Below are 23,626 nucleotides of genomic sequence, written 5' to 3'. Positions count from 1 at the left end.
ACCCCAACTTCCCGAACCAATCATCATTCGAACAACAGGAGACCACCATGAACCAGAACGGCCAGCCGCACAGCAGCGCTTGGGTGAGCTTCACTTACGCGTCCTTCGCAGCCTCGGCTTTCCTCGTCGGCATCGGCATCTTCTTCCTGCCGATCGACCTCTGGATGAAGGGCTATCTCACCATGGGCATCGTCATGCTGATCCAGACCTGCATCACGCTGACCAAGACCGTGCGCGACAATCACGAGAGCAGCCGCCTCGTGAACCGCATCGAGGACGCCAAGGCCGAGCGGCTGCTGATGGAGGTGTCCAAGGCGGCTTGAGGAGAGAGGCGCGGAAGAGGAGCGCTGTATGGCGGCGGCTGATGCTGAGCATCCGCCCCCGCCGTATCTCCGGTCATTTGCAACAATCGTGGCATCGCCCGCAAAATGCAGTCGAACCATGATGGCGGGTGTTGCGCTCATATGTTGCCGAGATCCTTTACATGCTGAGGCTTGTTACCTGGTTGTCCAGGTCAGAGCAGGCTTTGCCGATTGTGATTTGAACGCAGGTGCGATATGGCTCTCGCGCTTTCCAGAGGCGGAGACGAGCATTGTCGAAACAATCGTTGCGTGAGGAGGCCGAGCGCCTGATCCGCGAATCGATGGAAAAGAGAACCATCGTCGTCAAGCAGGGCACCACCCGCATCGAGGCCGTCTGCGGCAAGTGCGGCGCGCCGAACCGGGTGCAGGCGGAAAAGGGCCAGACGCGCGTCAAGTACGCCTGCAAGGATTGCGGGCACAAGCAAGAGACGCTGTAAGCGGGTTATCTGATCTCACCGTGCTGTCGCGCTCCAGCTCCTCAGCATGAGGGTCTGATAGTCAGTCGCCCTCCACAAACGTCTTGAACGCATCGGCGTAATCCGGGTGCCACCGCGACAGCGGCGGGCGGTTCTCGATGATGTCGCCGGCGGCCCACAGCATGCGCTTCTCGTCGAGTGCGCGCGGCACGTCGTTGTCCGGGCACAGGATGTAGAAGTCGCCGGCCTCGATCCGCGCCAGCATGAAGTCGACGGTCTGCTCCGGCGTCCAGGCGCCTGCGGGCTTCTCGGTGCGGCCTTTCGCGGTGAGGCCGGTGAAGACGAAACCGGGGATGAGCAGATGCGCGGTGATGTGGCAGTCCTTCGTGTTACGCAGCTCGTGCTGGAGCGCTTCCGTAAAAGCTTTCACGCCGGCCTTGGAGACATTGTAGGCGGGATCGCCCGGCGGGGTGGTGATGCCTTGCTTCGATCCGGTGTTGATGATGAGGCCTGGTTTACCGCGCGCGATCATGCCAGGTGCGAAGATGCGCGAGCCGTTGATGATGCCCCACATGTTGACGCCGATGATGCGCTGCCAATTGTCCGGCCCGGCGAACAATGTGCTGCCGGGCTGGATGCCGGCATTGTTCATCAAGATATCGGTGCCGCCGAAGCGTTCGCCTACGGCATGTTCGAGTTCCGTCACGCTCTCGGCCTTGCTGACATCGGCGGCAAACGTCATCACATTCGCAGCACCTGCGATGGATGAGAGTTTTGTTGCGGCCTCGGCCAGCCGCACCTGATCGACATCGGCGATGCACAGCTTCATGCCGGTGCGCGCAAACGCCGCGGCGGCGGCAAATCCGATCCCGGACGCGCCTCCTGTGATCACGGCAACGTTGTCTTTGATGATGGCGGGATGTGACATGGCGGCCTCCGGCGAAGCTACGTTGCGTTCCGCCGCGTTATAGCACGTGTCTCGTGCGACCCTGCACAACTCGGCATGGGAGGTCTTCGCTCCGCGCCGCCTTTACGCCTCTCCGGCGCCGCTGTATTTTGTGGGACGAACGATCGCGCCCAGATCGAACCAATCAATCACCTGACAGGGAGTGCAGCCATGGCTGTGTCGCAGGCTATTCCGATCACGCGCCATCCATTCGCGAACGGGTCCTACAAGCAGATGCTGGTCGACGGGAAGTGGGTCGACGCTGCCTCAGGCAAGCGCTTCGAAACCCGCAATCCCGCCACCGGCGAGCTGCTCGCAACCGTCGCCGAGGGGGACAAGGAAGACATCGACCGTGCGGTCGCCGCGGCCCGCCGCGCCTTCGAAGGACCCTGGAGCAAGGTCAAGCCGTTCGAGCGGCAGAACCTACTGCTCAAGCTCGCCGATCTCGTCGAGAAGAATTTCGACGAATTGTCGCAACTCGACACGCTCGACATGGGGGCCCCGGTCAGCCGGACCCGCGCCTATCGCCTGCGCGCCATCGGCATGCTGCGTTACTACGCCGGCCAAACCACCGCGATCCATGGCGAGACCATCGAGAACTCGCTGCCGGGCGAGATCTTCTCCTACACGCTGAAGGAGCCGGTCGGTGTCGTCGGCGCCATCATCCCCTGGAACGGGCCGCTGACGGCGACGATCTGGAAGATCGGTCCGGCGATCGCGACCGGCTGCACGGTGGTGCTCAAGCCTGCCGAAGAAGCGCCGCTGACCTCGCTGCGCATCGCCGAGCTTGCGATGGAAGCGGGCGTGCCGCCCGGCGTCATCAACGTCGTTCCCGGCTATGGCGAGACCGCGGGCGCGGCGCTCGCCTCGCACCATGACGTCGACAAGGTCGCCTTCACCGGCTCGCATGTCACGGGCCAGTCGATCATCCGTGCGTCGGCCGGCAACCTCAAGCGCGTCTCGCTCGAGCTCGGCGGCAAGTCGCCGGACATCGTATTCGCGGATGCCGATCTCGATGCCGCGGTGCCGGGCGCCGCGATGGCGGTGTTCGCCAATTCGGGGCAGATCTGCAGCGCCGGAACGCGCCTGTTCGTCGAGCAGTCGATCTACGAGGAGTTCGTCGGCCGCGTCGCGGAGTTCGGCAAGAAGCTGCAAGTCGGAAACGGCCTCGATCCAAACACCCAGATCGGCCCACTGGTGTCCGAGCAGCAATTGGAGCGTGTCACCGGCTACCTCGATATCGGCCAAAAGGAAGGCGCCAAGGCGCTCGCCGGCGGCGGACGCGTCACCGAAGGCGCGCTGTCGAAGGGCTTCTTCGTCTCACCCACGGTGTTCGCGGGCGTCCAGGACAACATGCGCATCGCGCAGGAGGAGATCTTCGGTCCCGTCATCTCCGCGATCGCGTTCAAGGACATGGATGAGTTGGTCAAGCGCGCCAACAACACCACTTTCGGCCTCGGCTCGGGCCTATGGACCCGCGACGTCAGCAAGGCCCATGCGGTAGCGAAGAGTTTGCGCGCCGGCTCGGTGTGGGTGAACTGCTACCAGGCGATGGACCCGGCTGTGCCCTTCGGCGGCTACAAGATGAGCGGCTATGGCCGCGAGTCGGGCAAGCAGCACGTCGAGGAATATCTCAACGTGAAGGCCGTCTGGATCAAGACGGCGTAGTTTCCCTCCTCCCTTTCGCAAGGAGGAATATTGCCTTCGTGGGGCGGCACCTTTCCGGTAGCCGCCCCGCTATATGATCGTCATCCTTCCGAAGCATTTGAGGCCAGCATGAAGTTCGAGGCGTTGTTTCGACCGTTGCAGGTCGGTCCGTACAGGCTCGCGCATCGCGTCGCGATGGCGCCGCTAACGCGCATGCGGGCGGAGCGCGAAACTTTCGCGCCGTGGCCGCTCAACGCCGAATATTACGGCCAGCGCGCGACGCCGGGCGGCTTGATCATCGCGGAAGCCTCCCCTGTGCTCTCGCACGGCCGCGGCAATCCGGCGACGCCGGGCATCTATTCGGAGGCGCAAGTCGCTGGCTGGCGCAAGGTGGTCGATGCCGTGCACGCCAAAGGCGGCATCATCTTCCTCCAGCTTTGGCATGTCGGCCGCGTCTCGCATTCCTCCTTCCACGGTGGCGCGCTGCCGGTGTCGGCCTCGGCGATCCCGATCAAGGCCGAAGGCATGAAGGCGATGACCGCCGACGGCAAGATTTCGGACTACGAGACGCCGCGCGCGCTGGAGACCGAAGAGGTCAAGGGCATCGTCGAGGCATTCCGGCAGGGTGCCAAGAATGCGCTCGCCGCCGGCTTCGACGGCGTCGAGATCCACGGCGCCAACGGGTATCTGCTCGAGCAGTTCCTGCAATCGCGCAGCAACCAGCGCACTGATCAGTATGGCGGATCGATCGAGAACCGCGCGCGGCTGCTGTTCGAAGTGACGCAGGCCGCGATCGACGTCTGGGGAGCGAACCGCGTCGCCGTCCGGCTGTCGCCTCACGGCATCGCCAATGATTCCGGCGAGCCCGATCCGATGCCGCTCTATAGCCATGTCGTGAGGGCGCTCGACAAGCTCGGTCTTGCCTATTTGCACTTCATCGAGCCGCGTTCCAGCGGCGCCGGCCGCGCCGACGTGCATTGGGAGAACGTGCCCTCCGCGATGGTGCTGTTCCGCCCGCTCTACAGCGGCGTGCTGATGACCGCCGGCGGCTTCACCGGCGAGAGCGCGAATGCCGCGATCGCCGACGGATATGCCGACATCATCGCCTTCGGTCGCATCTTCATCTCCAACCCCGACCTGCCGCGGCGTCTTCGGCACGGCTTCCCGATCACGCCGTACAATCGTGCGACGTTCTACGGTGGGGAGGAGAAGGGGTACACGGATTATCCGGCGTATGACGAACTGACGCCGGCCTGAACTGTTTCCGTCATTCCGGGGCGACGCAACGCCTCGAGCCGGGAATCCATGTCGCATCCTGGCGTGCCGCCCGATGGATTCGGGCTCGCGACTTCGTCGCGCCCCGGAATGACAATCGTGTATTCTCGTCCTCGCAATGACGACGGAGAGAATCCCCATGGCCAAAGCCGCCGCCGCCGCAGGAATTGCCACCGGGCAATGTCTCTGCGGCAAGGTCAGCTTCGAGATCGACGTGCCTGCGCGCTGGGCCTGGCATGATCATTCCGCCGCCAGCCGCCGCGCCCATGGCGCGGCCTACGCGACCTATGTCGGGAGCTGGAAGAAGCGCTTTCGCATCACCGCTGGCAAGACTGCGCTCACGCGTTACGAAGACAAGGCCACGAAGACCACCCGCAGCTTCTGCTCGCATTGCGGCACGCCGATCGCTTATGAGCGCCCGCGCGGGCCGCACATGGTCAATATCCCCCGCGCGCTGTTCAACGAGCGCACCGGCCGCCAGCCGCTCTATCACATCGCCATCGAAGAGCTGCAGGAATGGGCCTATGCCGGCGAGCCGCTGGTGCCGCTGAAGGGCTTTCCTGGCGTGGTCTGGCAGCGCTCGAAAAGGAAGAAACGGGTGAGGGGCGAGGATCCGTTCGAATTGGGGCGGGAGGAGATGTAGCGCACCGCGCACAGCTCTCGTGCCCCGGACGCAGCGCTGCGCCCCTTCGGCGGTGCGCTCCTGAGCCGGGGCCATGGTACCAGCCTCCGCCGTGCGAGTTCTGTGTCCCGGCTCTGCGTCGCAACGTTACACGTTTGCGCCACGTCCGGGACACGGAGAGGCGCTCACGCAACGCAGCCATGACCGCGTTTCCTTGCACGCTTCCTCCGACTTCGGCCATCATACGCCCATCCTTGCGGCAACGTCCGCTCCTGGAGGAAACATGAAGAACAAGATCACCGGCCGCTCGGCCTTTCTCGCGCTGCTCAAGGACGAAGGCATCACCCATCTGTTCGGCAATCCCGGCACCACCGAGTTGCCGATCATGCATGCGCTGAAGGATCACCCTGATCTCACCTATGTGATGGCGATGCAAGAGAGCCTGGTGGTCGCGATCGCCGACGGTTACAGCCGCGCCTCCGGAAAGCTTGTCGCTTGCAACGTCCATGTCGCGCCCGGCCTCGGCAACGCGATGGGCTCGCTCTACAACGCCAAGTTCACGGGCACGCCGATGATCCTCACCGCCGGCCAGCAGGAGCAGGGCCACGGCCTGATGGAGCCGGTGCTGTACGGTCCCTTGGTGCGCATGGCCGAGCCGCTGGTGAAATGGGCGGTCGAGGTGACGCGGCTCGAGGACCTGCCGCGCATCGTGCGCCGCGCGGCAAAGGTCGCGACCACGCCGCCAACCGGCCCCGTGTTCATCTCGCTGCCTGGCGACATCCTCAATAGCGAGGCGGGCATCGATCTCGGCCGCTCCACCCGCATCGACGCGCGTACCAGACCATCAGATGGTGCGCTCAGGGCCTTTGCTGCGCGGCTGCTGAAAGCCGAGCGTCCTGTGATCGTCACCATGGACGAAGTGGTCAAGAGTGACGCGCTGAAGGAGGCGGCTGAATTGGCGGAGTTGCTCGGCGCCGCCGCGTTTCAATCCTCGACAGCTTACGGTGCGCACTTCCTCTCGGAGAGCCCGAGCTTCGTCGGCACGCTGGCGCGGGTTCAGAAAGCGGCGCGCGATACGCTCGCGCCCTACGATCTCCTGATTGCGCTTGGCGGTGATCCGCTGCGGATGTCGGTCCATAGCGAAGTCGATGCGCTGCCGGATGGTCTCGGCATCGTGCAGATCGGTCTCGTCGATTGGGAGATCGCCAAGAATTACGGCGCCGAGATCGCGCTGAAGGCGGATTTGAAGGAAACGCTGCGCGCGCTGATCCCGGTGCTGAAAGAGATGGGCGGCGCAACACTCGCGAGCCGCGCCAAGCAGCACCTCGCCGAGCTCGTGCCGAAGAATTGGACTGCGCGCCGCGCCGCGCTGATCGAGCAGATCAACAGGAGCGCGGGCCGCACGCCGATCGACCCGGACTTTCTGGTGTTGCAAATGGTCGAGGCCATGCCCGAACATGCCATTCTCGTGGACGAAGGGCTCACCTCCAGCCGCCAGATCACCAACCTGCGTCCGCATCGCGAACGCTACGGCTATCACGGCCTCGCCTCCGGCGGCATCGGCTGGGGCCTGCCTGCCTCGGTCGGCGTCAGCATCGCCAATCCGGATCGCCCCGTCGTCTGTTTCTCCGGCGACGGCAGCGCGATGTATTCGATCCAGGCGCTGTGGACGGCGGCGCATCACAAGCTGCCGCTCAACGTCGTCATCGCCAACAATGGCGGCTACCGCATCATCAAGCAGCGCCTGCTCGCATTCCACGGTGACGACAATTACGTCGGCATGGATTTCGTCGATCCGCCGGTGGATTTTGCGGGCGTCGCGAAAGCGCTTGGCTGCGAGGCGATCAAGGTCAGCGATTCGCGTGAGCTGAAGACGACCCTGTCGTCGGCGCTTGGCCGGCCGGGGACGAAGCTGATCGAGGTGCTGGTGGACGGGAGGGTGTAAGTAGCGCTGCCTCCAAGTTCTCAGCTGTCATCGCGCGCGAAGGCGGGCGATCCAGTATTCCAGAGACGGCTGTGATTCCTCGATAGGCCGCGGCGTACTGGATGCCCCGGTCCCGGCTGCGCTAGGCTATGCGGGGCTTGCAAGCTCACTCGGCCGGCGAAGCTTCAGCGAAGATGGCAAGCCGGGGCATGACAGTGAGAGTGTGGCTCCTACCCCGTCTTCCCCACCCGATACCCCGCCGCCGGGTGCGGCGCATCGAGCCTTGCCCGGCCCTCGCCGAACAGCTTCTCCCGCAGCGTGCCCTTGGCATAGCCCGGCTTGTACCGTCCGCGCCGCGTCAGCTCCGGCACCAGCATGTCGGCGATATCCTCGAAATCGCCGGGCGAGATCGCAAAGGCGACGTTGAGGCCGTCGACATCGGTCGCCTCGAACCATTGCTCGATCTTGTCGGCAACCATCTCCGGCGTGCCGATCACGACGGGGCCGGCGCCGCCGATGCCGACATGCTCGATGACGTCGCGCACAGTCCAGACCCGGTCCGGATCGGCCCGGGTGACGTTGTCCATGGCGCTGCGGCCAGCGTCGTTCTGGACGTGCCGGACCTGCTGGTCGAGGTCGTAACCGGAGAAGTCGACGCCGGTCCAGCCCGACATCAGCGCCAGCGCGCCTTCGGGGCTGATATGGCGGCGATAGTCGGCGTATTTCTCTTTCGCCTCGGCTTCCGTCCGTCCGAGGATGATCGTCATCATCGAGAACATCAGGATTTCGGCCGGGTTACGGCCGAGCGCGGCGGCCTCTTGCCGGATTGCTGCCACGCGCGGCGCGATCACCTTGGCCGACGGTCCCGACATGAACACGCATTCGGCATGCTTCGCCGCGAATTGCCGGCCGCGCGGCGAGGTGCCGGCCTGGTACAGCACGGGCGTGCGCTGCGGCGACGGCTCGCTGAGATGAATGGTGTTGTTGATGCGGTAGTTCGCGCCCTCATGGTTGACGCGATGAACTTTCGCGGGATCGGTGAAGATGCCGCGCGTCCGGTCTCGCAGCACGGCATCGTCCTTCCAGCTTCCTTCCCAGAGCTTGTAGACGACCTCCATATATTCGTCGGCGATGTCGTAGCGGTCGTCGTGCCCGGTCTGCTTGTCCTTGCCGGCGCCGCGCGCGGCGCTGTCGAGATAGCCAGTGACGACGTTCCATCCGATCCGTCCCTCGGTGAGGTGATCGAGCGTCGACATCCGCCGCGCGAACGGGTAGGGCGGCTCGAAGGACAGATTGCTGGTGACGCCGAACCCGAGATTTTGCGTTACTGCCGCCATCGCCGAGAGCAGCAGCAGCGGCTCGTTCGACGGCGTCTGTGCTGCGTTGCGCAAGGCTGCGTCAGGGCTATTGCCGTAGACGTCATAAACGCCGAGCACGTCGGCGAGGAACAGCCCGTCGAAGCGGCCGCGCTCCAACGTCTTGGCGAGATCAATCCAATAGGGCAGGCGGTTATAGTTGGCGGTGCGATCACGCGGATGGGTCCACAGGCCCGGTGACTGGTGTGCGACGCAATTCATCGCAAAAGCGTTGAGCCTGATCTCTTTGGCCATGACGGTCCCTCGGCACTCTGTACTGAGCGCTCTTCGAATGGTAGACGTGCGCCCGAACTTGGCGAAGTTCTTGCATATCCTAGACTTGGATGTCTCGGCCTTGGCAAGGCCAAAATCCGCAGTGCTGCCGCACTTGGCAAGCCAATCTCACGAGAGCAAGAACCAAATTCCAAGAGAACCCCAAGAACTATCGAAGTCCCGCCACTTTCGAAGACCCGCCCGTCTCGGGTAATGTCCTTCGTCTCAAAATCTCGAAAAGCAAGTCATGACCAGAGCCGACGCTATCGCCCGCGCCCGCGAGGATTTCAAATCCGGTGCGTTCCTCACCGAGCTCGACCGCCGGATCGCTTATCGGACCGAGAGCCAGAATCCCTCGCGCGGCACTGAGCTGCGCGCCTATCTGGAACAGGAAATGCAACCGGCCTTTGCCGCGCTTGATTTCACCAGCCGCATCGTCGAATCCCCGAGCGGCAAGGCGCCGTTCCTGTTTGCCGAGCACCACGAGAGTGACTCAGTGCCGACCGTGCTGATCTACGGCCATGGCGATGTCGTCGACGGCATGGAGGGCGAGTGGCGCGACGGCCGCGATCCCTGGCGCACGACGGTTGCGGGCACGCGCCTCTATGGCCGCGGCACTGCCGACAACAAGGGCCAGCACAGCATCAATATGGCGGCGCTGCGCGCCGTGCGCGAGGCGAGAGGCGGCAAGCTCGGCTTCAACGCCAAATTCATTGTCGAGATGGGCGAGGAGATCGGCTCGCCCGATCTCGGCAAGGTCTGCGACCTCAATCGCGATGCGCTCAAGGGCGATCTGTTCATGGCCTCGGACGGGCCGCGTCTGTCCGCCGACCGTCCGACGCTGTTTCTGGGCTGCCGCGGCGGCATCCGCATCCATCTCGATGTGAACTTGCGCGACGGCGGTCACCATTCGGGCAATTGGGGCGGCGTGCTCGCCAACCCCGCGACCATCCTGGTCAACGCGATCTCCACGCTGGTTGATGGCCACGGCCGTCTCCAGCTCGACGCGCTGAAGCCGCCGCGGCTCACCAACCAGATCCGCAGCTATCTCGCCGACGTGCAGGTGGTGCCGACCGCGGACGAGCCGGCGCTGGCGGAGAATTGGGGCGAGGAGGGCCTGTCGGCGGCCGAACGGCTCTACGCCTGGAACACGCTGGAAGTGCTGGCGATGGCCTCGGGCAATATCGAGAAGCCGGCGAACGCCATTCCCGGCCATGCCAATGCCGTGCTGCAACTGCGTTTCGTGGTCGGGACGAAGATCGAGGGTCTGATCGAGGCCATCCGCGCGCATCTGGTCGCAAAGGGTTTTCCTATGGTCGAGGTGCGGGCGGCCCAGAGTTTTGCCGCATCGCGGACCGATTTCGACAGCCCCTGGATCAAATGGGCGGCCAATTCAGTGCAGGAGACGACCGGCAAGGCGCCGGCCGTGCTGCCGAATTTCGGCGGCTCGCTGCCCAACGACGTGTTCTCCGAAATCCTGGGCCTGCCGACGATCTGGGTGCCGCACTCCTACCCCGGTTGCTCCCAACATGCGCCCAATGAGCACATCCTGCTGCCATTGACCGAAGAGGCCTTGACGGTGATGGCCGGGCTGTTCTGGGATCTCGGCGAGTTGCCGGCGCCGTTAACCTGAGCCTTTGATCCAGCCGAAAGTTACATTCTAATCCGGCTCGATTTGTGCTTGCATCCGGGCCGCATCATCCGAAAGGGGAAGAAAAGTGAAACATTTCCGTTACATCGGGCTCGCGCTTGCCGCGACCTTCGCCGTCAGCCAGGCCGGGGCCCAGGAGCTGACCGGCACGCTGAAGAACATCAAGGACACCGGCGCGATCACGCTGGGCTTCCGCGACTCCTCGATCCCGTTCTCCTATCTCGACGACAACCAGAAGCCCATCGGGTTCGCGATGGACATCTGCTACAAGATCGTCGATGCCGTGAAGAAGGAGCTCAAGCTGGACAAGCTCGAGGTCAAGCTCAATCCGGTGACCTCGGCGACCCGCATCCCGCTGATGGCGAACGGCACCATCGACCTCGAATGCGGCTCGACCACCAACAATGCCGAGCGCCAGAAGCAGGTCGCTTTTACCAACACCCACTATCTGACGGCCAGCCGCTACGTGTTCAAGAAGTCGAGCGGCCTGAAGTCGATCGACGATCTCAAGGGCAAGACCGTGGTCTCGACCGCCGGCACCACCAACATCAAGCAGCTCACCGAAGCCAACGTTGCCAAGGGCCTCGGCGCCAACATCATTCCCGCCAAGGACCACGCCGAGGCCTTCCTGATGGTCGAGACCGACCGCGCGGTCGCCTTCGTGATGGACGACATCCTGCTGGCGAGCCTCGTGGCCGGGTCGAAGAACCCGGACGACTATGCCATCTCCAAGGACGCGTTCTCCAAGCCCGAGCCCTATGGCATCATGCTGCGCAAGGATGACCCCGCCTTCAAGAAGGTGGTCGATGCGGCGACGGCGGCGCTCTATACGTCCGGCGAAGCCCAGAAGATCTACGATAAGTGGTTCACCCAGAAGATCCCGCCGAAGGGACTGAACCTCAACACGCCGATTTCGCCAGAGCTGAAGAACGAGTTCGCCAAGCCGACGGACTCGCCGAATCCGGACGATTACAAGTAAGATGGAGCTGTTCGCCTCTCCCCGCTTGCGGGGAGAGGCGGTACATTTCGGACATTCTGGAGGGAGAATGGCCGGACATTTGCATAGGTGCCGGGACATCCATGATTGGCGCGTTCGCGCGGGGGACACGTGAACTACAACTGGAACTGGGGAATCTTTTTCCAGCCGAACCCGATGGGGACCGGCACCTATCTCGACATGCTGCTGTCGGGACTGGTGCTGACCCTCAAGACTGCGGCGCTGGCCTGGGTCATCGCGCTGATCACCGGCTCCATCGTCGGCGTGATGCGCACGCTGCCGTCGAGGGGAGCGAATTGGTTCGGCTTTGCCTATGTCGAATTCTTCCGTAACATGCCGCTGCTCGTGCAGCTCTTCCTGTGGTTCTTCGTGCTGCCGGAACTGCTGCCAAGAGGCGCCGGCACTTGGCTGAAGCAGCTGCCGAACGCGCCGTTCTGGACGGCCGCGATCGGTGTCGGCTTCTTCATGTCGGCCCGCGTCGCCGTGCAATTGCAGGCCGGCATCGGTTCGCTGCCGCGCGGGCAGAAGATGGCCGCAACCGCGCTGGGTCTGACCACGGTGCAGGGCTATCGCTACGTGCTGCTGCCGATGGCGTTCCGCATCATCCTGCCGCCCTTGACCTCTGAGTTCCTCAACACCATCAAGAACACGGCGGTTGCGATCACCATCGGCCTGCTCGAGCTGACCGGACAGGCGCGCTCCATGCAGGAGTTCTCGTTCCAGGTGTTCGAGGCCTTCACCGCTGCGACGATCCTCTATCTCCTTGTCAACGCCGTCGTCGTGACCGCGATGCGCTTCCTTGAGCGCTGGGTTGCGATCCCCGGCTACATCACGGGGAAATAGCGATGTTCGGCAATCTCGATTTCGACGTCATCCGCCGCGCGCTGCCCTATTTGTTCTATGAGGGCATGACGTTCACGCTGACGCTAACGGGGCTCGCGGCACTCGGCGGGTTGGTCTTCGGCACGGCACTCGCGCTGATGCGGCTCTCCGGCTTCAAGATCCTTGGCCGGATCGCCGGCGTCTATGTCGACTTCATGCGCTCGCTGCCGCTGGTGCTGGTCATCTTCTGGTTCTATTTCCTGGTGCCCTATATCGGGCAGTGGCTGACCGGCGCCTCGCGCCCCATCAGCGTCGGCGCATTCGCATCGTCGCTCATCACCTTCATCATGTTCGAGGCGGCGTACTTCTCCGAAATCATGCGCGCCGGCATCCAGTCGATCTCGCGCGGGCAGCCGGCTGCGGCCAGCGCGCTGGGGCTGACTTACGCCCAGACCATGCGCTATGTCGTGCTGCCGCAGGCCTTCCGCAACATGCTGCCGGTCCTGATCACGCAGACCATCGTGCTGTTCCAGGACACCTCGCTGGTCTACGTGCTGTCCATCACCGACTTCCTCGGTGCCGCCAGCAAGGTGGCGCAGCGGGACGGGCGCCTGGTCGAAATGTATCTGTTCGCAGCCGTCGTCTATTTCACCATTTCCTGTATCGCCTCCTTCGGCGTCCGCCGGCTCCAGGCGCGCATCGCCATCATTCGCTAGGTGGAACGTGAGTTCGAGATTTCGAATGCGATGCCCCTTCACCTCTCCCACAGGGAGAGCTCGGATCGCGCTAGCGATCCGGGTGAGGGGTTTCGCTCCAACGATGGACCTGTACCGCCTCACCCGGCGCTTTGCGCCGACCTCTCTCCTTGGGAGAGGTGAACCGAGATTGCCGAACCGCTTGAGAAACACATGATCGAAATCAGCCACGTCAACAAATGGTACACGCCGAGTTTCCAGGTGCTGACGGATTGCACCACCAGCGTCACCAAGGGCGAGGTCGTCGTGGTCTGCGGTCCCTCGGGCTCGGGCAAGTCCACGCTGATCAAATGCGTCAATGCGCTGGAGCCGTTCCAGAGCGGCGACATCTTGGTCGACGGCACCAAGGTCAACGATCCCAAGACCAATCTGCCGAAGCTGCGTTCGCGCGTCGGCATGGTTTTCCAGCACTTCGAGCTGTTTCCGCATCTCAAGATCATCGACAATCTCTGCCTCGCGCAGGAGAAGGTGCTGGGGCGGCCGCGTGACAAGGCGCAGACCAAAGGCATGCAGCTTCTGGAGCGCGTCGGGCTGATAGAGCAGGCGCAGAAATTCCCGGCGCAGCTCTCCGGGGGGCAGCAGCAGCGTGTCGCCATCGCTCGCGCGCTGGCGATGGATCCGATCGTCATGCTGTTCGACGAGCCGACCTCGGCGCTGGACCCCGAAATGGTCAGCGAGGTGCTCGACGTCATGGTCGATCTCGCCCGCGAAGGCATGACCATGATGGTCGTCACCCACGAGATGGGTTTTGCCCGCAAGGTCGCCAACCGCGTCATCTTCATGGACCGCGGCGAGATCGTCGAGGACGCAGCGAAGGACGATTTCTTCGGCAAGCCCCGCAGCGACCGCGCACAGAAATTTCTGTCGAAGATCCTGTCGCATTAATCACCGCCGTCATTCCGCGGCGCGACTTCGCGGGCTCGGAATCCATTGTGCGGCAGTACGCGAGGTGAGATGGATTCCGGGCTCATTCGCTTTGCGAACACCCCGGAATGACGCATCGAGGGTTTATCGTCGGCGCCAAATCTCCTATACCGGTGGGCAAATCCCCTTTCCGCCAGGAGACCTGCCTTGGACTCGATTGCCTACGTCAACGGCTCATTCATCCCGCTCTCGGACGCGAAGATCTCGATCCTCGACCGCGGCTTTCTGTTCGCCGACGGCATCTACGAGGTCTCGGCCGTTCTCGATGGCAAGCTGGTCGACAATGCCTCGCATCTGGCGCGGCTGGAGCGTTCGGTCGGCGAGATCAAGCTGAAGCTACCGGAGACGCTCGAGCGCATCACCGAGTTCCAGAAGGAACTGATCGCGCGCAACAAGCTCGAGAACGGCCTCGTCTATCTCCAGGTCACGCGCGGTGCCGACAAGGGCCGCGACTTCGCGTTTCCCAAGGGTGACGTCAAGTCGAGCCTGGTGATGTTCACCTCGGAGAAGGATATCATCAACGCCGCGTCGGCGAAGGCCGGCATCAGCGTGATCACCGTGCCCGACATCCGGTGGGAACGGCGCGATATCAAGAGCGTGGCGCTGCTGGCGCAGGTGCTGGCGAAGCAGGCCGCGGCCGAAGCCGGCGCCGGCGAAGCCTGGATGCTGGAAGACGGCTATATCACCGAAGGCGGCTCGTCCTCGGCATTCATCCTGACGCAGGACGACGTCATCGTGACCCGCAAGAACTCCAATGCGATCCTGCCGGGCTGCACCCGCAAGGCCGTGGTGGCGCTCGCCGAAGAGCGCCAGCTCCGCGTCGAGGAGCGTTCTTTCACGGTGGCCGAGGCGCTGGCCGCAAAGGAGGCTTTTGCGACGTCGGCCTCACTGTTCGTGCAGCCGGTGGTGGCGATCGATGGGAAAAAGATCGGCGACGGCAAGCCCGGCCCGTTGGCAACGCGGCTGCGTGAGATCTACGTGGAGTTCGCCAAGGCGACGGCGGTTTAAGCCACACCCATTGCTGTCATCGCCCGGCTTGACCGGGCGATCCAATACTCCGAGGCGGTCGTGCTTCAATCGATTGGCCGCGCCGTACTGGATGCTGCGGTCACGCCGGGGCATGACAGTTGAGCGGCTGGAGGCGACGTTGCGTCCATGACGCCACTCCTCACCCCACCGACGCCTTGACCTTCACCGGGTGAACCGCGCGGAACGAGATCGCGATCCTGTTCCAGGCGTTGATGGTCGCGATCAGCATGGTCAGATTGACCGTTTCCTCCTCCGAGAACTGTGCGCGGACCTGCTCGTAGACGTCGTCCGGCGCGTGCGTCTGCGAGATCAAGGTCACTGCTTCGGTCCAGGCCAGCGCGGCGCGCTCACGGTCGGAATAGAGCGGAGATTCGCGCCAGGCGTCGAGCAGATAGATGCGCTGCTCGGTCTCGCCGCGCTTGCGCGCGTCCTCGGTATGCATGTTGATGCAATAGGCGCAGCCGTTGATCTGCGAGGCCCGGATCTTGACGAGCTCGATCAGTGATTTCTCCAGGCCTGTCGACTGGATCTGCGTCTCCAGCGCCATCAGTGCTTTGATCGTGTCGGGCGCGGCCTGGTAGTAGTTCATGCGGGGCTTCATGGGCGTTCTCCTTGCTTGGATTGAGGTCAGTGGGCTCCGCCGGCGGAAGTCTGGCCGGGCTTCTTCAGGAAGAGGGCTGCGACCAGGGCCACGATCAGCGCCGCGCCAAGCAGATAGAAGGTGTCGCTGAAGGCGAGGATATAGGCCTGCTTCTGCACGATACGGCCGATCGCGACATAGGCACGATGCGACGCATCCGCATGGTCGAGGATGCCATGATTGATGAAATACTGGGTGAGCTGCTCCAGCCGCGTGCGCGTCGCCTGCTCGAACACCGAGACCGACTGCATCAGCACGTTGGAGTGATACTGCTCGCGCTTGGTCAGCACGGTCTGGAGCAGCGCGATGCCGACGGCGCCGCCGAGATTGCGCATCATGTTGAACAGGCCTGACGCCGAGCCCGCGTTTTCCGGCTCGATGCCTGATGTTGCCACCGCGGACAGCGGCGCCATCACCAGCGCCTGGCCAATCGCACGGACGACGTTGGGCCAGAACAACTGATCGGCGGCATAGTTACTGGTCATGGTGATGTTCATGAAGTTGGAGGCCGCGAACAATACGAAACCGACGCCGATCACCAGCCGTGCGTCGAACCTCTGCATCAGGCGAGGGACGAGCGGGATCAGAACGAGCTGCGGCAACCCGGTCCAGGCCAGCACGAAACCGATCTGCTCGGCATTGTAACCTTGGATGCGAGCCAGATATTGCGGCAGGATGAACACCGAGCCGTAGAGTGCGATACCAAGCAGGAAGTTCGCGAGCATGCCGAAGCCGAAATTGCGCCGCACCAGCAGGCGCAGGTTCAAGAGCGGCTTCTTCACTGTGAGCTCGATGACGAGGAAGGCGGTGAGCGCAACGCCAGCGATTAACGACAGTTTCACGATGAACGGCGAGCCGAACCAGTCGTCCTTGTTGCCTTCCTCCAGCACGGTCTGCAGCGCGGACAGCCCGATCGCCATGGTGATGATGCCGGCCCAATCGCCTTCCCGCAACAGCGACAGCTTCATGGGCGTTGCGTCGAGCGCGTACCAGAGCATGCCGACCATGATCGTGCCCGGCACGAGGTTGACATAGAAGATGTACTGCCAGCCGAAATTCTCGGTGAGGTAGCCGCCGATGGTCGGGCCGATCGCGGGTGCGAACGTCGCCGAGAGCGCGAACAGCGCAAGGCCCACGGGCTGTTTTCCGCGCGGCAATAGCGTGATGATCAGCGTGAAGGCCATCGGAATCAGCACGCCGCCGGTGAAGCCTTGCACCGCGCGCAGGACGATCATCTGCGACAGATCCTGCGCCAGCGCGCAGGCCGCCGACAGAGCCAGGAACAGGATCGCGTTGGTGAGCAGATAGATGCGGATCGAGAACACCTGCGCGAGCCAACCCGAGAGCGGGATCACCACGATCTCGGCGATCAGATAGGAGGTCGAGATCCAGCCGCCGTCGTCGATGCCGGCGCCGATCGCACCCTGGATATCGGCCAACGAAGCGTTGACGATCTGGATGTTCAGCACCGCCATGAAGGCGCCCAGCGTCGCGCCGATCACCGCGATCCATGTTCTTGCGGAAACCGCCGGGGTGGCGGGCGCAGCCGGGGCGGGGAGGGCGGCTGCGGCGTTGAGGGTGGATTGGAGCGTGCTCATGGAAGTCTCGTCAGCTTCAGCCGCCATTCGGACGGGTTGTGTTGTCGGCGAGATGCCTGGCCGTCTCGCGTTCGGCCAGCACCGCCTGCTTGGTGTCGACGGTCGGCACTGCGGACATGCCGGGGCGCAGCAGGCCGGTCAGGCTGTGGTCGTCGAGCACAATCTTGACCGGCACGCGTTGCACGATCTTGGTGAAATTGCCCGTGGCGTTGTCCGGCGGCAGCAGGGCGAATTCGAGCCCGCTTGCCGGCGACAGGCTGTCGACATGGCCGCGCAGGGTCTTGCTGCGGAAGCTGTCGACGCGTAGCTCGACGGGCTGGCCGGGGCGCATATGCGTGAGCTGCGTCTCCTTGAAGTTCGCGACGACATAGACGGCATCCAGCGGCACCACGGCCATCAATTGTGTGCCGGCCTGCACGTACTGGCCGACGCGTAAGCTCCGTGCGCCAACCGTGCCGTCGACCGGCGCGGTGATCTCGGTATAGGACAGGTTCAGCGCCGCCTGCTGCGCCACCGCGCGGGCTCGCTCGACTTGGGCCGCCGTCTGGGCCCGCTGGGTGGTGAGCACGTCGACCTTGCGCTGCGCCGCCAAGAGACCGGATTTGGCGTGCTGCAATTGCGCGGTGCTGGCGCGCAGCGCCGCATCGGTCTGCTGCGCGCGCTGGATGGTGCCGGAGCCCGACTTCATCAGGTCGTCGTAGCGGGCGCGTTCCTCCTGGGCGAATTTCAGATTGGCCTCAGCAGCAGTGACGTCGGCGGTGCTCTGCGCGATGATCGGCTGTTGCAATTCGAGTTGGGCATCGATGTTGCGCACCGAGGCTTCGCCGGCCTCGACATCGGCGCGGGCCTGGTCGAGGGCCGTCTTGAAGTCACGATCGTCGATCTTGGCCAGCAGCTGGCCTGCTTTGACTTTCTGGTTGTCGCCGACTAGCACCTTCGCGATGTACCCGGAGACCTTAGGCGCGATGATCGTGGAATCGGCCTTCACATAGGCGTCGTCGGTGGATTCGAGATAGCGGCCGGTCTTCAGGTAATCGTAGCCATAATCGCCAGCGACGACGATGCCGAGGGCCAGCGCCAGGCCGACCGCGCCCCGCTGGAGCGCCTGGCGAGACGGGCGAAGCCAGATTTTCTCATTTGTTTCAGCAACATACGAAGCATTTGACATGACATCCTCGAGATTCCCGGGCGCCTTCTGAGGGGCGCCGCTGGCCCTAAGATGCGTTGTCCTCACGGCTGCGATAATCGTGGTATTATTGGAAGAATTATCCGGTCTAGGTGGATAATCGGGGGCTTCGAGACATGGACCGCTTCAGCAGCCTCACGGCGTTCGTCCGGGTGGTCGATAGTGGCGGCTTTTCCGCCGCTGCCCGTCGGCTCAACATGTCGACGACGATGGTGAGCAATCATGTCCAGGCGCTCGAAGAGCGGCTGGGGGTGCGGCTGCTCAATCGGACCACGCGGAAAGTCAGCCTCACCGAAATCGGCAAGGCCTATTACGACCGTGCCACGCAGATCCTCGCCGATCTCGAACAGGCCGACGACATCGCGAGCGAATTGCAGTCGGTACCCCGCGGCACGCTGCGCATCCACGTCGCCACGCACATGGTGCCATTCGTCGCGCCGGTGGTTGCACAGCTCCTGTCGACTTATCCGGAGCTCAAGATCGACCTGCGCATGGGCGAGGCCGACGTCGACCTCATCGAGGAAGGTTATGACGTCGCCTTGCGCATGACCCAGCCGCGGGATTCCAGCCTGATCGTGCGGAGTCTCGCCACGTGGCGCCATGTGCTGTGCTGTTCGCACGACTATCTCGACAAGCACGGCCGCGTGCAGAAGCTCGATGAGCTCTCGGCGCATAATTGCGGCCGGCACCTGAATTATCCCTTCGGTGACGAGTGGCGCTTCCTCGATCGCAAGGGTGCGCCGGCATCGGTCCGCATCTCAGGCAGCTTCGTCACCAACAGCGGAGAAGCGTTGCGGAAGGTGGCGCTGGAGGGCGCGGCTATCTGCCTAATGGCTGGGTTTCTCGTTCAAGACGATCTCGAATCGGGTCGGCTGGTCCGCCTGCTGCCGGAATATCGGACCGTCGAGCTGTCTATGAACGCGGTCTATCCGCATCGCCACCATCTGACGGCGAAGGTCAGGACCTTCATCGACATGCTCGTGCATCACAGCGCCGAACAGCAGAAGCTGATCAACCCTTATTCGTGAGGACGAATGCGGTCAGGCTGCCTTGGCCGCGGCCGGCCGAGCCAGCAAGGATTCGACCTCAGTCTTCACCTTCGCGATCGCAGCCTCCTTCACCGGGCCATAACCGCGAATGTCCATGGGAGCCCTAGCGATGGCCGTGAGATTCGGCAGACGTGCCGCGTCAAGCTCGCCGAGCATCCGCTCGATCAGGCCTTCGTACCAGGCGATCAGCTCCCGCTCGGCACGCCGTTCGGCCGTGTAGCCGAATGGATCGAACGGTGTTCCGCGCAGCCCCTTCAACCGCGCCAGCATGAGGAGCGGTGCCTGGATCCACGACCCGAAGGCGCGCTTGCGCGGACGCCCACGTGCATCGCGGCTTGACAGCAGGAAAGGCGCGGCAAGGTGATACTGGATGCGGAAGCCATCCTCGAACTCGCCTTTTAGCTCGTCGAGGAAGCCGCTCTGCATATGCAGCCGCGCCACCTCGTACTCGTCCTTGTAGGCCATCAGCTTGAACAGGGCGCGGGCAACCGCGCCGGTCAGGGCTTCGCTGTTCAGGACGGCCTCTGCGCGGCGGACCCTCGTGACGAGCGCCCGGTAGCGCGCCGCATAGGCTTCGTCCTGATAGGCGGTGAGGAAATCGGCGCGGCGTTCAATGAGTTGGTCGAGTGTCTCGGCCGTGGGCGCGCGGTCCGTCTTCGGCAGAAAATCCGGATCGGCAGCGGCGATGCGGCCCCAGGCGAACGCCTGCTTGTTGCGCTCGATGGCGACGCCGTTGAGCTCGATCGCGCGCAGCAGCGCTTGCAGCGAGACCGGCACCAATCCGTGCTGCCAGGCAAAGCCCAGCATGATGATGTTGGCATAGACGGCATCGCCGAGCAGCCCTTCGGCCAGCGCATTCGCGTTGATCGTATCGAGATTGCCATCGCCGATCACGCGGCCGATGGCGCGCATGCGGGCAGGGGAGGCGAGGTCGGCATCGCGGAAGCGGACGACGTCACCGGTCGGCATCTCCGCGGTATTGACCGCGGCGCGCGTGCCGCGGCGATAGGTGCCGGAGGCCTTCGGCGAGGAGCTCACGACGAGGTCGCAGCCGATCAGCGCATCGGCCGCGCCCTGGTCGATACGGACCTGATGCAGCGCCCCGGGGGAAGGAGCAAGCCGGATGTAGCTCAGCACGGGGCCGAATTTCTGCGCAAAGCCGGTAAAATCCAGCACCGAGACGCCGCTTCGTTCGAGATGCGCGGCCATGCCGATCAGCGCGCCGACCGTGATCACGCCGGTGCCGCCGACGCCGGTCACCAGCAGGTCGTAGGGCCGGTCGAGCGTCGCGAAGGCGGGCAGAGGCAGCGTCGCGGCCTGGCCGATCGCGTCGATCCGGCTCGCGGTTTTCTGACGACGCGTGGCGCCTTCGACGGTAACAAAACTCGGGCAGAAGCCGTTGAGGCAGGAAAAATCCTTGTTGCAGGCCGAGAGATTGATCTGGCGCTTGCGGCCGAACGGCGTTTCCTTCGGCTCGACGCTGAGACAGTTGGACTCGACCGAGCAATCGCCGCAGCCTTCGCAGACGAGATCATTGATGTAGACATAGCGCTTCGGGTCGTTCATCTGGCCGCGCTTGCGCCGCCGGCGCTTCTCGGTGGCGCAAGTCTGCTGGTAGATCAGCACGGAGACGCCTAGCACCTCGCGCAGCTCGCGCTGCACCGCGTCCATCTCCTCGCGTGGATGGATGGTGACGCCAGTTGGCAGGTCGGGCGGAGAAAATTGCGCGGGATTGTCCGACAGCAGCGCGATACGCTCAACACCTTCGGCGCGGACGCTGTGGGCGATGGCATGCACGCTGACCGGCCCGTCGACCGGCTGGCCGCCGGTCATCGCCACGGCATCGTTGAACAGGATCTTGTAGGTGATGTTGGCCTTGGCGGCGATCGCCTGCCGGATCGCCATCGACCCGGAATGATAATAGGTGCCTTCGCCGAGATTCTGGAACACGTGCTTGTGGCCGGTGAATTTCGACGAAGCCGCCCAGTTCACGCCCTCCCCGCCCATCTGGATCAGCGAGGAGGTCTCGCGGCCCATCCAGCTCGCCATGAAGTGGCAGCCGATGCCGGCGAGGGCCTTGGAGCCCTCCGGCACCTTGGTCGACGTGTTGTGCGGACATCCCGAGCAGAAATAGGGTGTGCGCGTCGCGCCTGGGACGTTGATCGTGCGCGCGGCCTCCGGCATCAAGGCAGCTGCCCGCGCGGCGAGATTGAGGCCTGGAAACATCGGGTCGAGCCGGCGCGCCAGCACGGCAGCCAGCGCGCGCGGTGACAATTCGCCGATCCACGAGATCAGCCGCGCCCCCCGCTCGTCATGCTTGCCGACCATGCGCTCGGGCTTCGCGCCCGGATAATCGTAGAAATATTCCTTGAACTGGCTCTCGATGATGCCGCGCTTTTCCTCGACCACGAGGATCTCGCGCTTGCCCTTCACGAACTCCATGGCATCATGCAGCGCCAGGGGCCAGACCATGCCGACTTTGTAGATGTCGATGCCGATGCTGCGGCAGGCCGTTTCATCGAGGTCCATCAGCCGCAGCGCTTCCATCAGGTCGAGATGCGCCTTGCCCGTGGTGACGATGCCGTAGGTGGCACCCGGAATGTCGTAGATGTGCCTGTCGATCGGATTGGCCTTCGCAAAGGCGTAGACGGCGTGCTTCTTCGCTTCCAGTCGTTCCTCGATCTGCGGACCCGGCAGGTCTGGCCAGCGATAGTGCAGGCCTCCCGGTGGTGGCGCGAAGTCGGGCGTGCGGAAGTCGCGGGGCGGGCTTAGCGCCACGGAGGCGCCAGACTCCACGATCTCCGAAATCGCCTTGAAGCCGACCCACATGCCGGAGAAGCGGCTCAATGCGTACCCATACTCGCCGAACTCGAGATATTCGCCGACGCTTGCCGGGTGCAACGTCGGCATGAACCAGCTCATGAAGGCGACGTCGGACTGGTGCGGCATCGAGGATGAGACGCAGCCATGATCGTCGCCGGCGACCACCAGCACGCCGCCATGCGGCGAGGAGCCATAGGCATTACCGTGCTTGAGCGCATCGCCCGAGCGATCGACGCCGGGGCCCTTGCCGTACCAGAGCCCGAACACGCCATCGACCTCGCGGTCCCCTTGCGTCTCGACCTGCTGCGATCCGAGCACGGCTGTTGCCGCAAGGTCTTCGTTGACTGCGGGGAGGAATTCGATGCGGTCGCGCTTTAATCGCTCCTGGATGCGCCAGAGCTCGAGATCGATGCCGCCAAGCGGCGAGCCGCGATAGCCGGAGATGAAGCCGGCGGTGTTGAGGCCGCGGGCGCGATCGCGCCTGACCTGGTCGAGTGCGATACGGACGATCGCCTGTGTGCCCGTGAGGAAGACACGGCCTTGCTCGCGGTCATAGCGGTCGGAGAGTTCGTAAGTGTCGAGGGACGGAATGGCGTCCATGCGGACCTCCCGCGGCATTCCCTGCCGGATCAGCAGAGGTTAGGCTCGGGGGGCTGGTAGGTCTTACCTATCTTTCCCAATAGGCGCGGTTATTCTGGTAGATGTAACCTGATTTGGCCTATAATTCGGTTAAGTTATCCGGTTTGTGAGGATTCCATGATCGAAGAGCAGGATACGCGGATTCTTGCGCACCTCCAGAAGGACGGCCGCGCCACCAACCAGCAGCTTGCCGATGAGGTCGGCATGTCCACCTCGGCCTGCTGGCGCCGGGTGCGCGCGCTTGAGGAAAGCCGCGTCATCCGTAGCTATGCAGCGCTGATCGATCGCGAGCGGGCGGGCTTTGCGATGTCCGCCATCCTCCACGTCTCGCTGGAGCGGCATGACGCCAAGTTCGTCGATGAATTTGTCGCTCGGGTCACCACGCGCCGCGAGGTGCTGGAGTGCTTTGCGACCACGGGCGATGCCGATTATCACTTGCGCGTCGTCGTGCAGGACATGGCCGCCTACAACAGATTCTTGGACGAATTCATGTTCCGCATCCCCGGCATCCGCTACGTCCGCAGCAATGTGGTGCTGAAGGAGATCAAGACGAGCGTGGCACTGCCGTTTTGACGCAGGTGTGCACGGATTATCCGTGGTCGTCCCGGCCCTGCTGCGCCATTGCGCAGGGAGCCGGGACCCATGATCACGAATGCCAATTGTTTGCGAAGCTATAACAACGAGTCCCGATCA

General features: G+C 63.7%; 20 protein-coding genes. 14 read left to right on the top strand and 6 right to left on the bottom strand.

The genetic code is table 11. The features are described 5' to 3' along the window. The first annotated feature begins 47 nt into the window (after positions 1 to 47). Both IVB01_RS34530 and IVB01_RS34525 read left to right on the top strand, forming a co-directional pair. Positions 48 to 323, top strand: a complete 276-nt coding sequence (locus IVB01_RS34530) for a YiaA/YiaB family inner membrane protein (protein ID WP_247277663.1) — start codon at positions 48 to 50, stop codon at positions 321 to 323. A 269-nt stretch (positions 324 to 592) separates the two neighbouring features. Next, a complete protein-coding gene (locus IVB01_RS34525) occupies positions 593 to 799 on the top strand; it encodes a hypothetical protein (protein ID WP_247277662.1) in 207 nt (68 codons plus the stop codon). A gap of 61 nt (positions 800 to 860) precedes the next feature. On the opposite strand, the gene IVB01_RS34520 is transcribed toward IVB01_RS34525, so the two are convergent. Beyond that, the gene (locus IVB01_RS34520) at positions 861 to 1,706 is read right to left on the bottom strand and encodes an SDR family NAD(P)-dependent oxidoreductase (protein ID WP_247277661.1); all 846 of its coding nucleotides are present in this window, start codon (positions 1,704 to 1,706) and stop codon (positions 861 to 863) included. A gap of 189 nt (positions 1,707 to 1,895) precedes the next feature. Here IVB01_RS34520 and IVB01_RS34515 point away from each other — a divergent pair, with 189 nt between their 5' ends. From IVB01_RS34515 to IVB01_RS34500, 4 genes are all read left to right on the top strand, one after another. Continuing rightward, positions 1,896 to 3,392 (top strand): aldehyde dehydrogenase family protein, encoded by a 1,497-nt coding sequence (locus IVB01_RS34515; protein ID WP_247277660.1) that lies wholly within the window; start codon positions 1,896 to 1,898, stop codon positions 3,390 to 3,392. A gap of 108 nt (positions 3,393 to 3,500) precedes the next feature. Continuing rightward, complete coding sequence (locus IVB01_RS34510) at positions 3,501 to 4,628, top strand: alkene reductase (protein WP_247277659.1); 1,128 nt, start codon at positions 3,501 to 3,503, stop codon at positions 4,626 to 4,628. A 157-nt stretch (positions 4,629 to 4,785) separates the two neighbouring features. Further along, positions 4,786 to 5,289: a GFA family protein gene (locus tag IVB01_RS34505; protein WP_247277658.1), complete on the top strand. Its 504-nt coding sequence runs from the start codon at positions 4,786 to 4,788 to the stop codon at positions 5,287 to 5,289. Between the two features lie 262 nt (positions 5,290 to 5,551). Continuing rightward, a complete protein-coding gene (locus IVB01_RS34500) occupies positions 5,552 to 7,213 on the top strand; it encodes a thiamine pyrophosphate-binding protein (RefSeq protein WP_247277657.1) in 1,662 nt (553 codons plus the stop codon). Between the two features lie 209 nt (positions 7,214 to 7,422). Here IVB01_RS34500 and IVB01_RS34495 read toward each other — a convergent pair whose 3' ends face one another. Continuing rightward, positions 7,423 to 8,802: an LLM class flavin-dependent oxidoreductase gene (locus IVB01_RS34495; RefSeq protein ID WP_247277656.1), complete on the bottom strand. Its 1,380-nt coding sequence runs from the start codon at positions 8,800 to 8,802 to the stop codon at positions 7,423 to 7,425. 265 nt (positions 8,803 to 9,067) lie between these two features. Here IVB01_RS34495 and IVB01_RS34490 point away from each other — a divergent pair, with 265 nt between their 5' ends. From IVB01_RS34490 to IVB01_RS34465, 6 genes are all read left to right on the top strand, one after another. Next, on the top strand, positions 9,068 to 10,453 hold the full coding sequence (locus IVB01_RS34490; protein ID WP_247277655.1) for a M20 family metallopeptidase: 1,386 nt from the start codon (positions 9,068 to 9,070) through the stop codon (positions 10,451 to 10,453). Positions 10,454 to 10,538: 85 nt separating this feature from the next. Further along, positions 10,539 to 11,450, top strand: coding sequence for an amino acid ABC transporter substrate-binding protein (locus IVB01_RS34485; protein WP_247277654.1), 912 nt, complete (start codon positions 10,539 to 10,541; stop codon positions 11,448 to 11,450). A gap of 129 nt (positions 11,451 to 11,579) precedes the next feature. Continuing rightward, entirely contained in the window at positions 11,580 to 12,311 is a 732-nt protein-coding gene (locus tag IVB01_RS34480; protein WP_247277760.1) for an amino acid ABC transporter permease, read from the top strand. A 2-nt stretch (positions 12,312 to 12,313) separates the two neighbouring features. Then, a complete protein-coding gene (locus tag IVB01_RS34475; RefSeq protein ID WP_028140044.1) occupies positions 12,314 to 13,006 on the top strand; it encodes an ABC transporter permease subunit in 693 nt (230 codons plus the stop codon). Between the two features lie 192 nt (positions 13,007 to 13,198). Further along, positions 13,199 to 13,930 carry an amino acid ABC transporter ATP-binding protein gene (locus IVB01_RS34470; RefSeq protein WP_247277653.1) on the top strand — a complete coding sequence of 244 codons (732 nt, stop codon included), beginning with the start codon at positions 13,199 to 13,201 and terminating at the stop codon, positions 13,928 to 13,930. 186 nt (positions 13,931 to 14,116) lie between these two features. Then, positions 14,117 to 14,977 (top strand): D-amino-acid transaminase, encoded by an 861-nt coding sequence (locus IVB01_RS34465; protein WP_247417094.1) that lies wholly within the window; start codon positions 14,117 to 14,119, stop codon positions 14,975 to 14,977. 160 nt (positions 14,978 to 15,137) lie between these two features. On the opposite strand, the gene IVB01_RS34460 is transcribed toward IVB01_RS34465, so the two are convergent. From IVB01_RS34460 to IVB01_RS34450, 3 genes are read right to left on the bottom strand one after another with little or no spacing between them, the layout of a single operon-like run. Then, a complete protein-coding gene (locus IVB01_RS34460; protein ID WP_247277651.1) occupies positions 15,138 to 15,599 on the bottom strand; it encodes a carboxymuconolactone decarboxylase family protein in 462 nt (153 codons plus the stop codon). Between the two features lie 26 nt (positions 15,600 to 15,625). After that, positions 15,626 to 17,236 (bottom strand): MDR family MFS transporter, encoded by a 1,611-nt coding sequence (locus tag IVB01_RS34455; protein WP_247277650.1) that lies wholly within the window; start codon positions 17,234 to 17,236, stop codon positions 15,626 to 15,628. Between the two features lie 16 nt (positions 17,237 to 17,252). After that, entirely contained in the window at positions 17,253 to 18,404 is a 1,152-nt protein-coding gene (locus tag IVB01_RS34450) for an HlyD family secretion protein (protein ID WP_247277649.1), read from the bottom strand. Between the two features lie 134 nt (positions 18,405 to 18,538). Between IVB01_RS34450 and IVB01_RS34445 the strand changes: the two genes are divergently transcribed. Continuing rightward, a complete protein-coding gene (locus IVB01_RS34445) occupies positions 18,539 to 19,450 on the top strand; it encodes a LysR family transcriptional regulator (protein ID WP_247417091.1) in 912 nt (303 codons plus the stop codon). 12 nt (positions 19,451 to 19,462) lie between these two features. Here IVB01_RS34445 and IVB01_RS34440 read toward each other — a convergent pair whose 3' ends face one another. Further along, entirely contained in the window at positions 19,463 to 22,894 is a 3,432-nt protein-coding gene (locus tag IVB01_RS34440; protein WP_247277647.1) for an indolepyruvate ferredoxin oxidoreductase family protein, read from the bottom strand. Between the two features lie 156 nt (positions 22,895 to 23,050). Between IVB01_RS34440 and IVB01_RS34435 the strand changes: the two genes are divergently transcribed. Then, positions 23,051 to 23,506, top strand: coding sequence for an Lrp/AsnC family transcriptional regulator (locus IVB01_RS34435; protein WP_247277646.1), 456 nt, complete (start codon positions 23,051 to 23,053; stop codon positions 23,504 to 23,506). Positions 23,507 to 23,626: the final 120 nt, after the last annotated feature.

Origin of the sequence: Bradyrhizobium sp. 164 (assembly GCF_023073715.1) — a bacterium.
Classification (GTDB): Bacteria; Pseudomonadota; Alphaproteobacteria; order Rhizobiales; family Xanthobacteraceae; genus Bradyrhizobium.
Note: the sequence above shows the minus strand (reverse complement) of the source record. Positions and strands in the feature narration are given on the sequence as shown.

Excerpts from the sequence above, each read along its gene's own strand:
- IVB01_RS34440 (WP_247277647.1), bottom strand. The coding sequence starts at position 22,894 with ATGGACGCCATTCCGTCCCTCGACACTTACGAACTCTCCGACCGCTAT.
- IVB01_RS34505 (WP_247277658.1), top strand. The coding sequence starts at position 4,786 with ATGGCCAAAGCCGCCGCCGCCGCAGGAATTGCCACCGGGCAATGTCTC.
- IVB01_RS34515 (WP_247277660.1), top strand. The coding sequence starts at position 1,896 with ATGGCTGTGTCGCAGGCTATTCCGATCACGCGCCATCCATTCGCGAAC.
- IVB01_RS34450 (WP_247277649.1), bottom strand. The coding sequence starts at position 18,404 with ATGTCAAATGCTTCGTATGTTGCTGAAACAAATGAGAAAATCTGGCTT.
- IVB01_RS34520 (WP_247277661.1), bottom strand. The coding sequence starts at position 1,706 with ATGTCACATCCCGCCATCATCAAAGACAACGTTGCCGTGATCACAGGA.
- IVB01_RS34470 (WP_247277653.1), top strand. The coding sequence starts at position 13,199 with ATGATCGAAATCAGCCACGTCAACAAATGGTACACGCCGAGTTTCCAG.
- IVB01_RS34500 (WP_247277657.1), top strand. The coding sequence starts at position 5,552 with ATGAAGAACAAGATCACCGGCCGCTCGGCCTTTCTCGCGCTGCTCAAG.
- IVB01_RS34455 (WP_247277650.1), bottom strand. The coding sequence starts at position 17,236 with ATGAGCACGCTCCAATCCACCCTCAACGCCGCAGCCGCCCTCCCCGCC.
- IVB01_RS34490 (WP_247277655.1), top strand. The coding sequence starts at position 9,068 with ATGACCAGAGCCGACGCTATCGCCCGCGCCCGCGAGGATTTCAAATCC.
- IVB01_RS34510 (WP_247277659.1), top strand. The coding sequence starts at position 3,501 with ATGAAGTTCGAGGCGTTGTTTCGACCGTTGCAGGTCGGTCCGTACAGG.
- IVB01_RS34445 (WP_247417091.1), top strand. The coding sequence starts at position 18,539 with ATGGACCGCTTCAGCAGCCTCACGGCGTTCGTCCGGGTGGTCGATAGT.
- IVB01_RS34530 (WP_247277663.1), top strand. The coding sequence starts at position 48 with ATGAACCAGAACGGCCAGCCGCACAGCAGCGCTTGGGTGAGCTTCACT.
- IVB01_RS34435 (WP_247277646.1), top strand. The coding sequence starts at position 23,051 with ATGATCGAAGAGCAGGATACGCGGATTCTTGCGCACCTCCAGAAGGAC.
- IVB01_RS34460 (WP_247277651.1), bottom strand. The coding sequence starts at position 15,599 with ATGAAGCCCCGCATGAACTACTACCAGGCCGCGCCCGACACGATCAAA.
- IVB01_RS34495 (WP_247277656.1), bottom strand. The coding sequence starts at position 8,802 with ATGGCCAAAGAGATCAGGCTCAACGCTTTTGCGATGAATTGCGTCGCA.
- IVB01_RS34475 (WP_028140044.1), top strand. The coding sequence starts at position 12,314 with ATGTTCGGCAATCTCGATTTCGACGTCATCCGCCGCGCGCTGCCCTAT.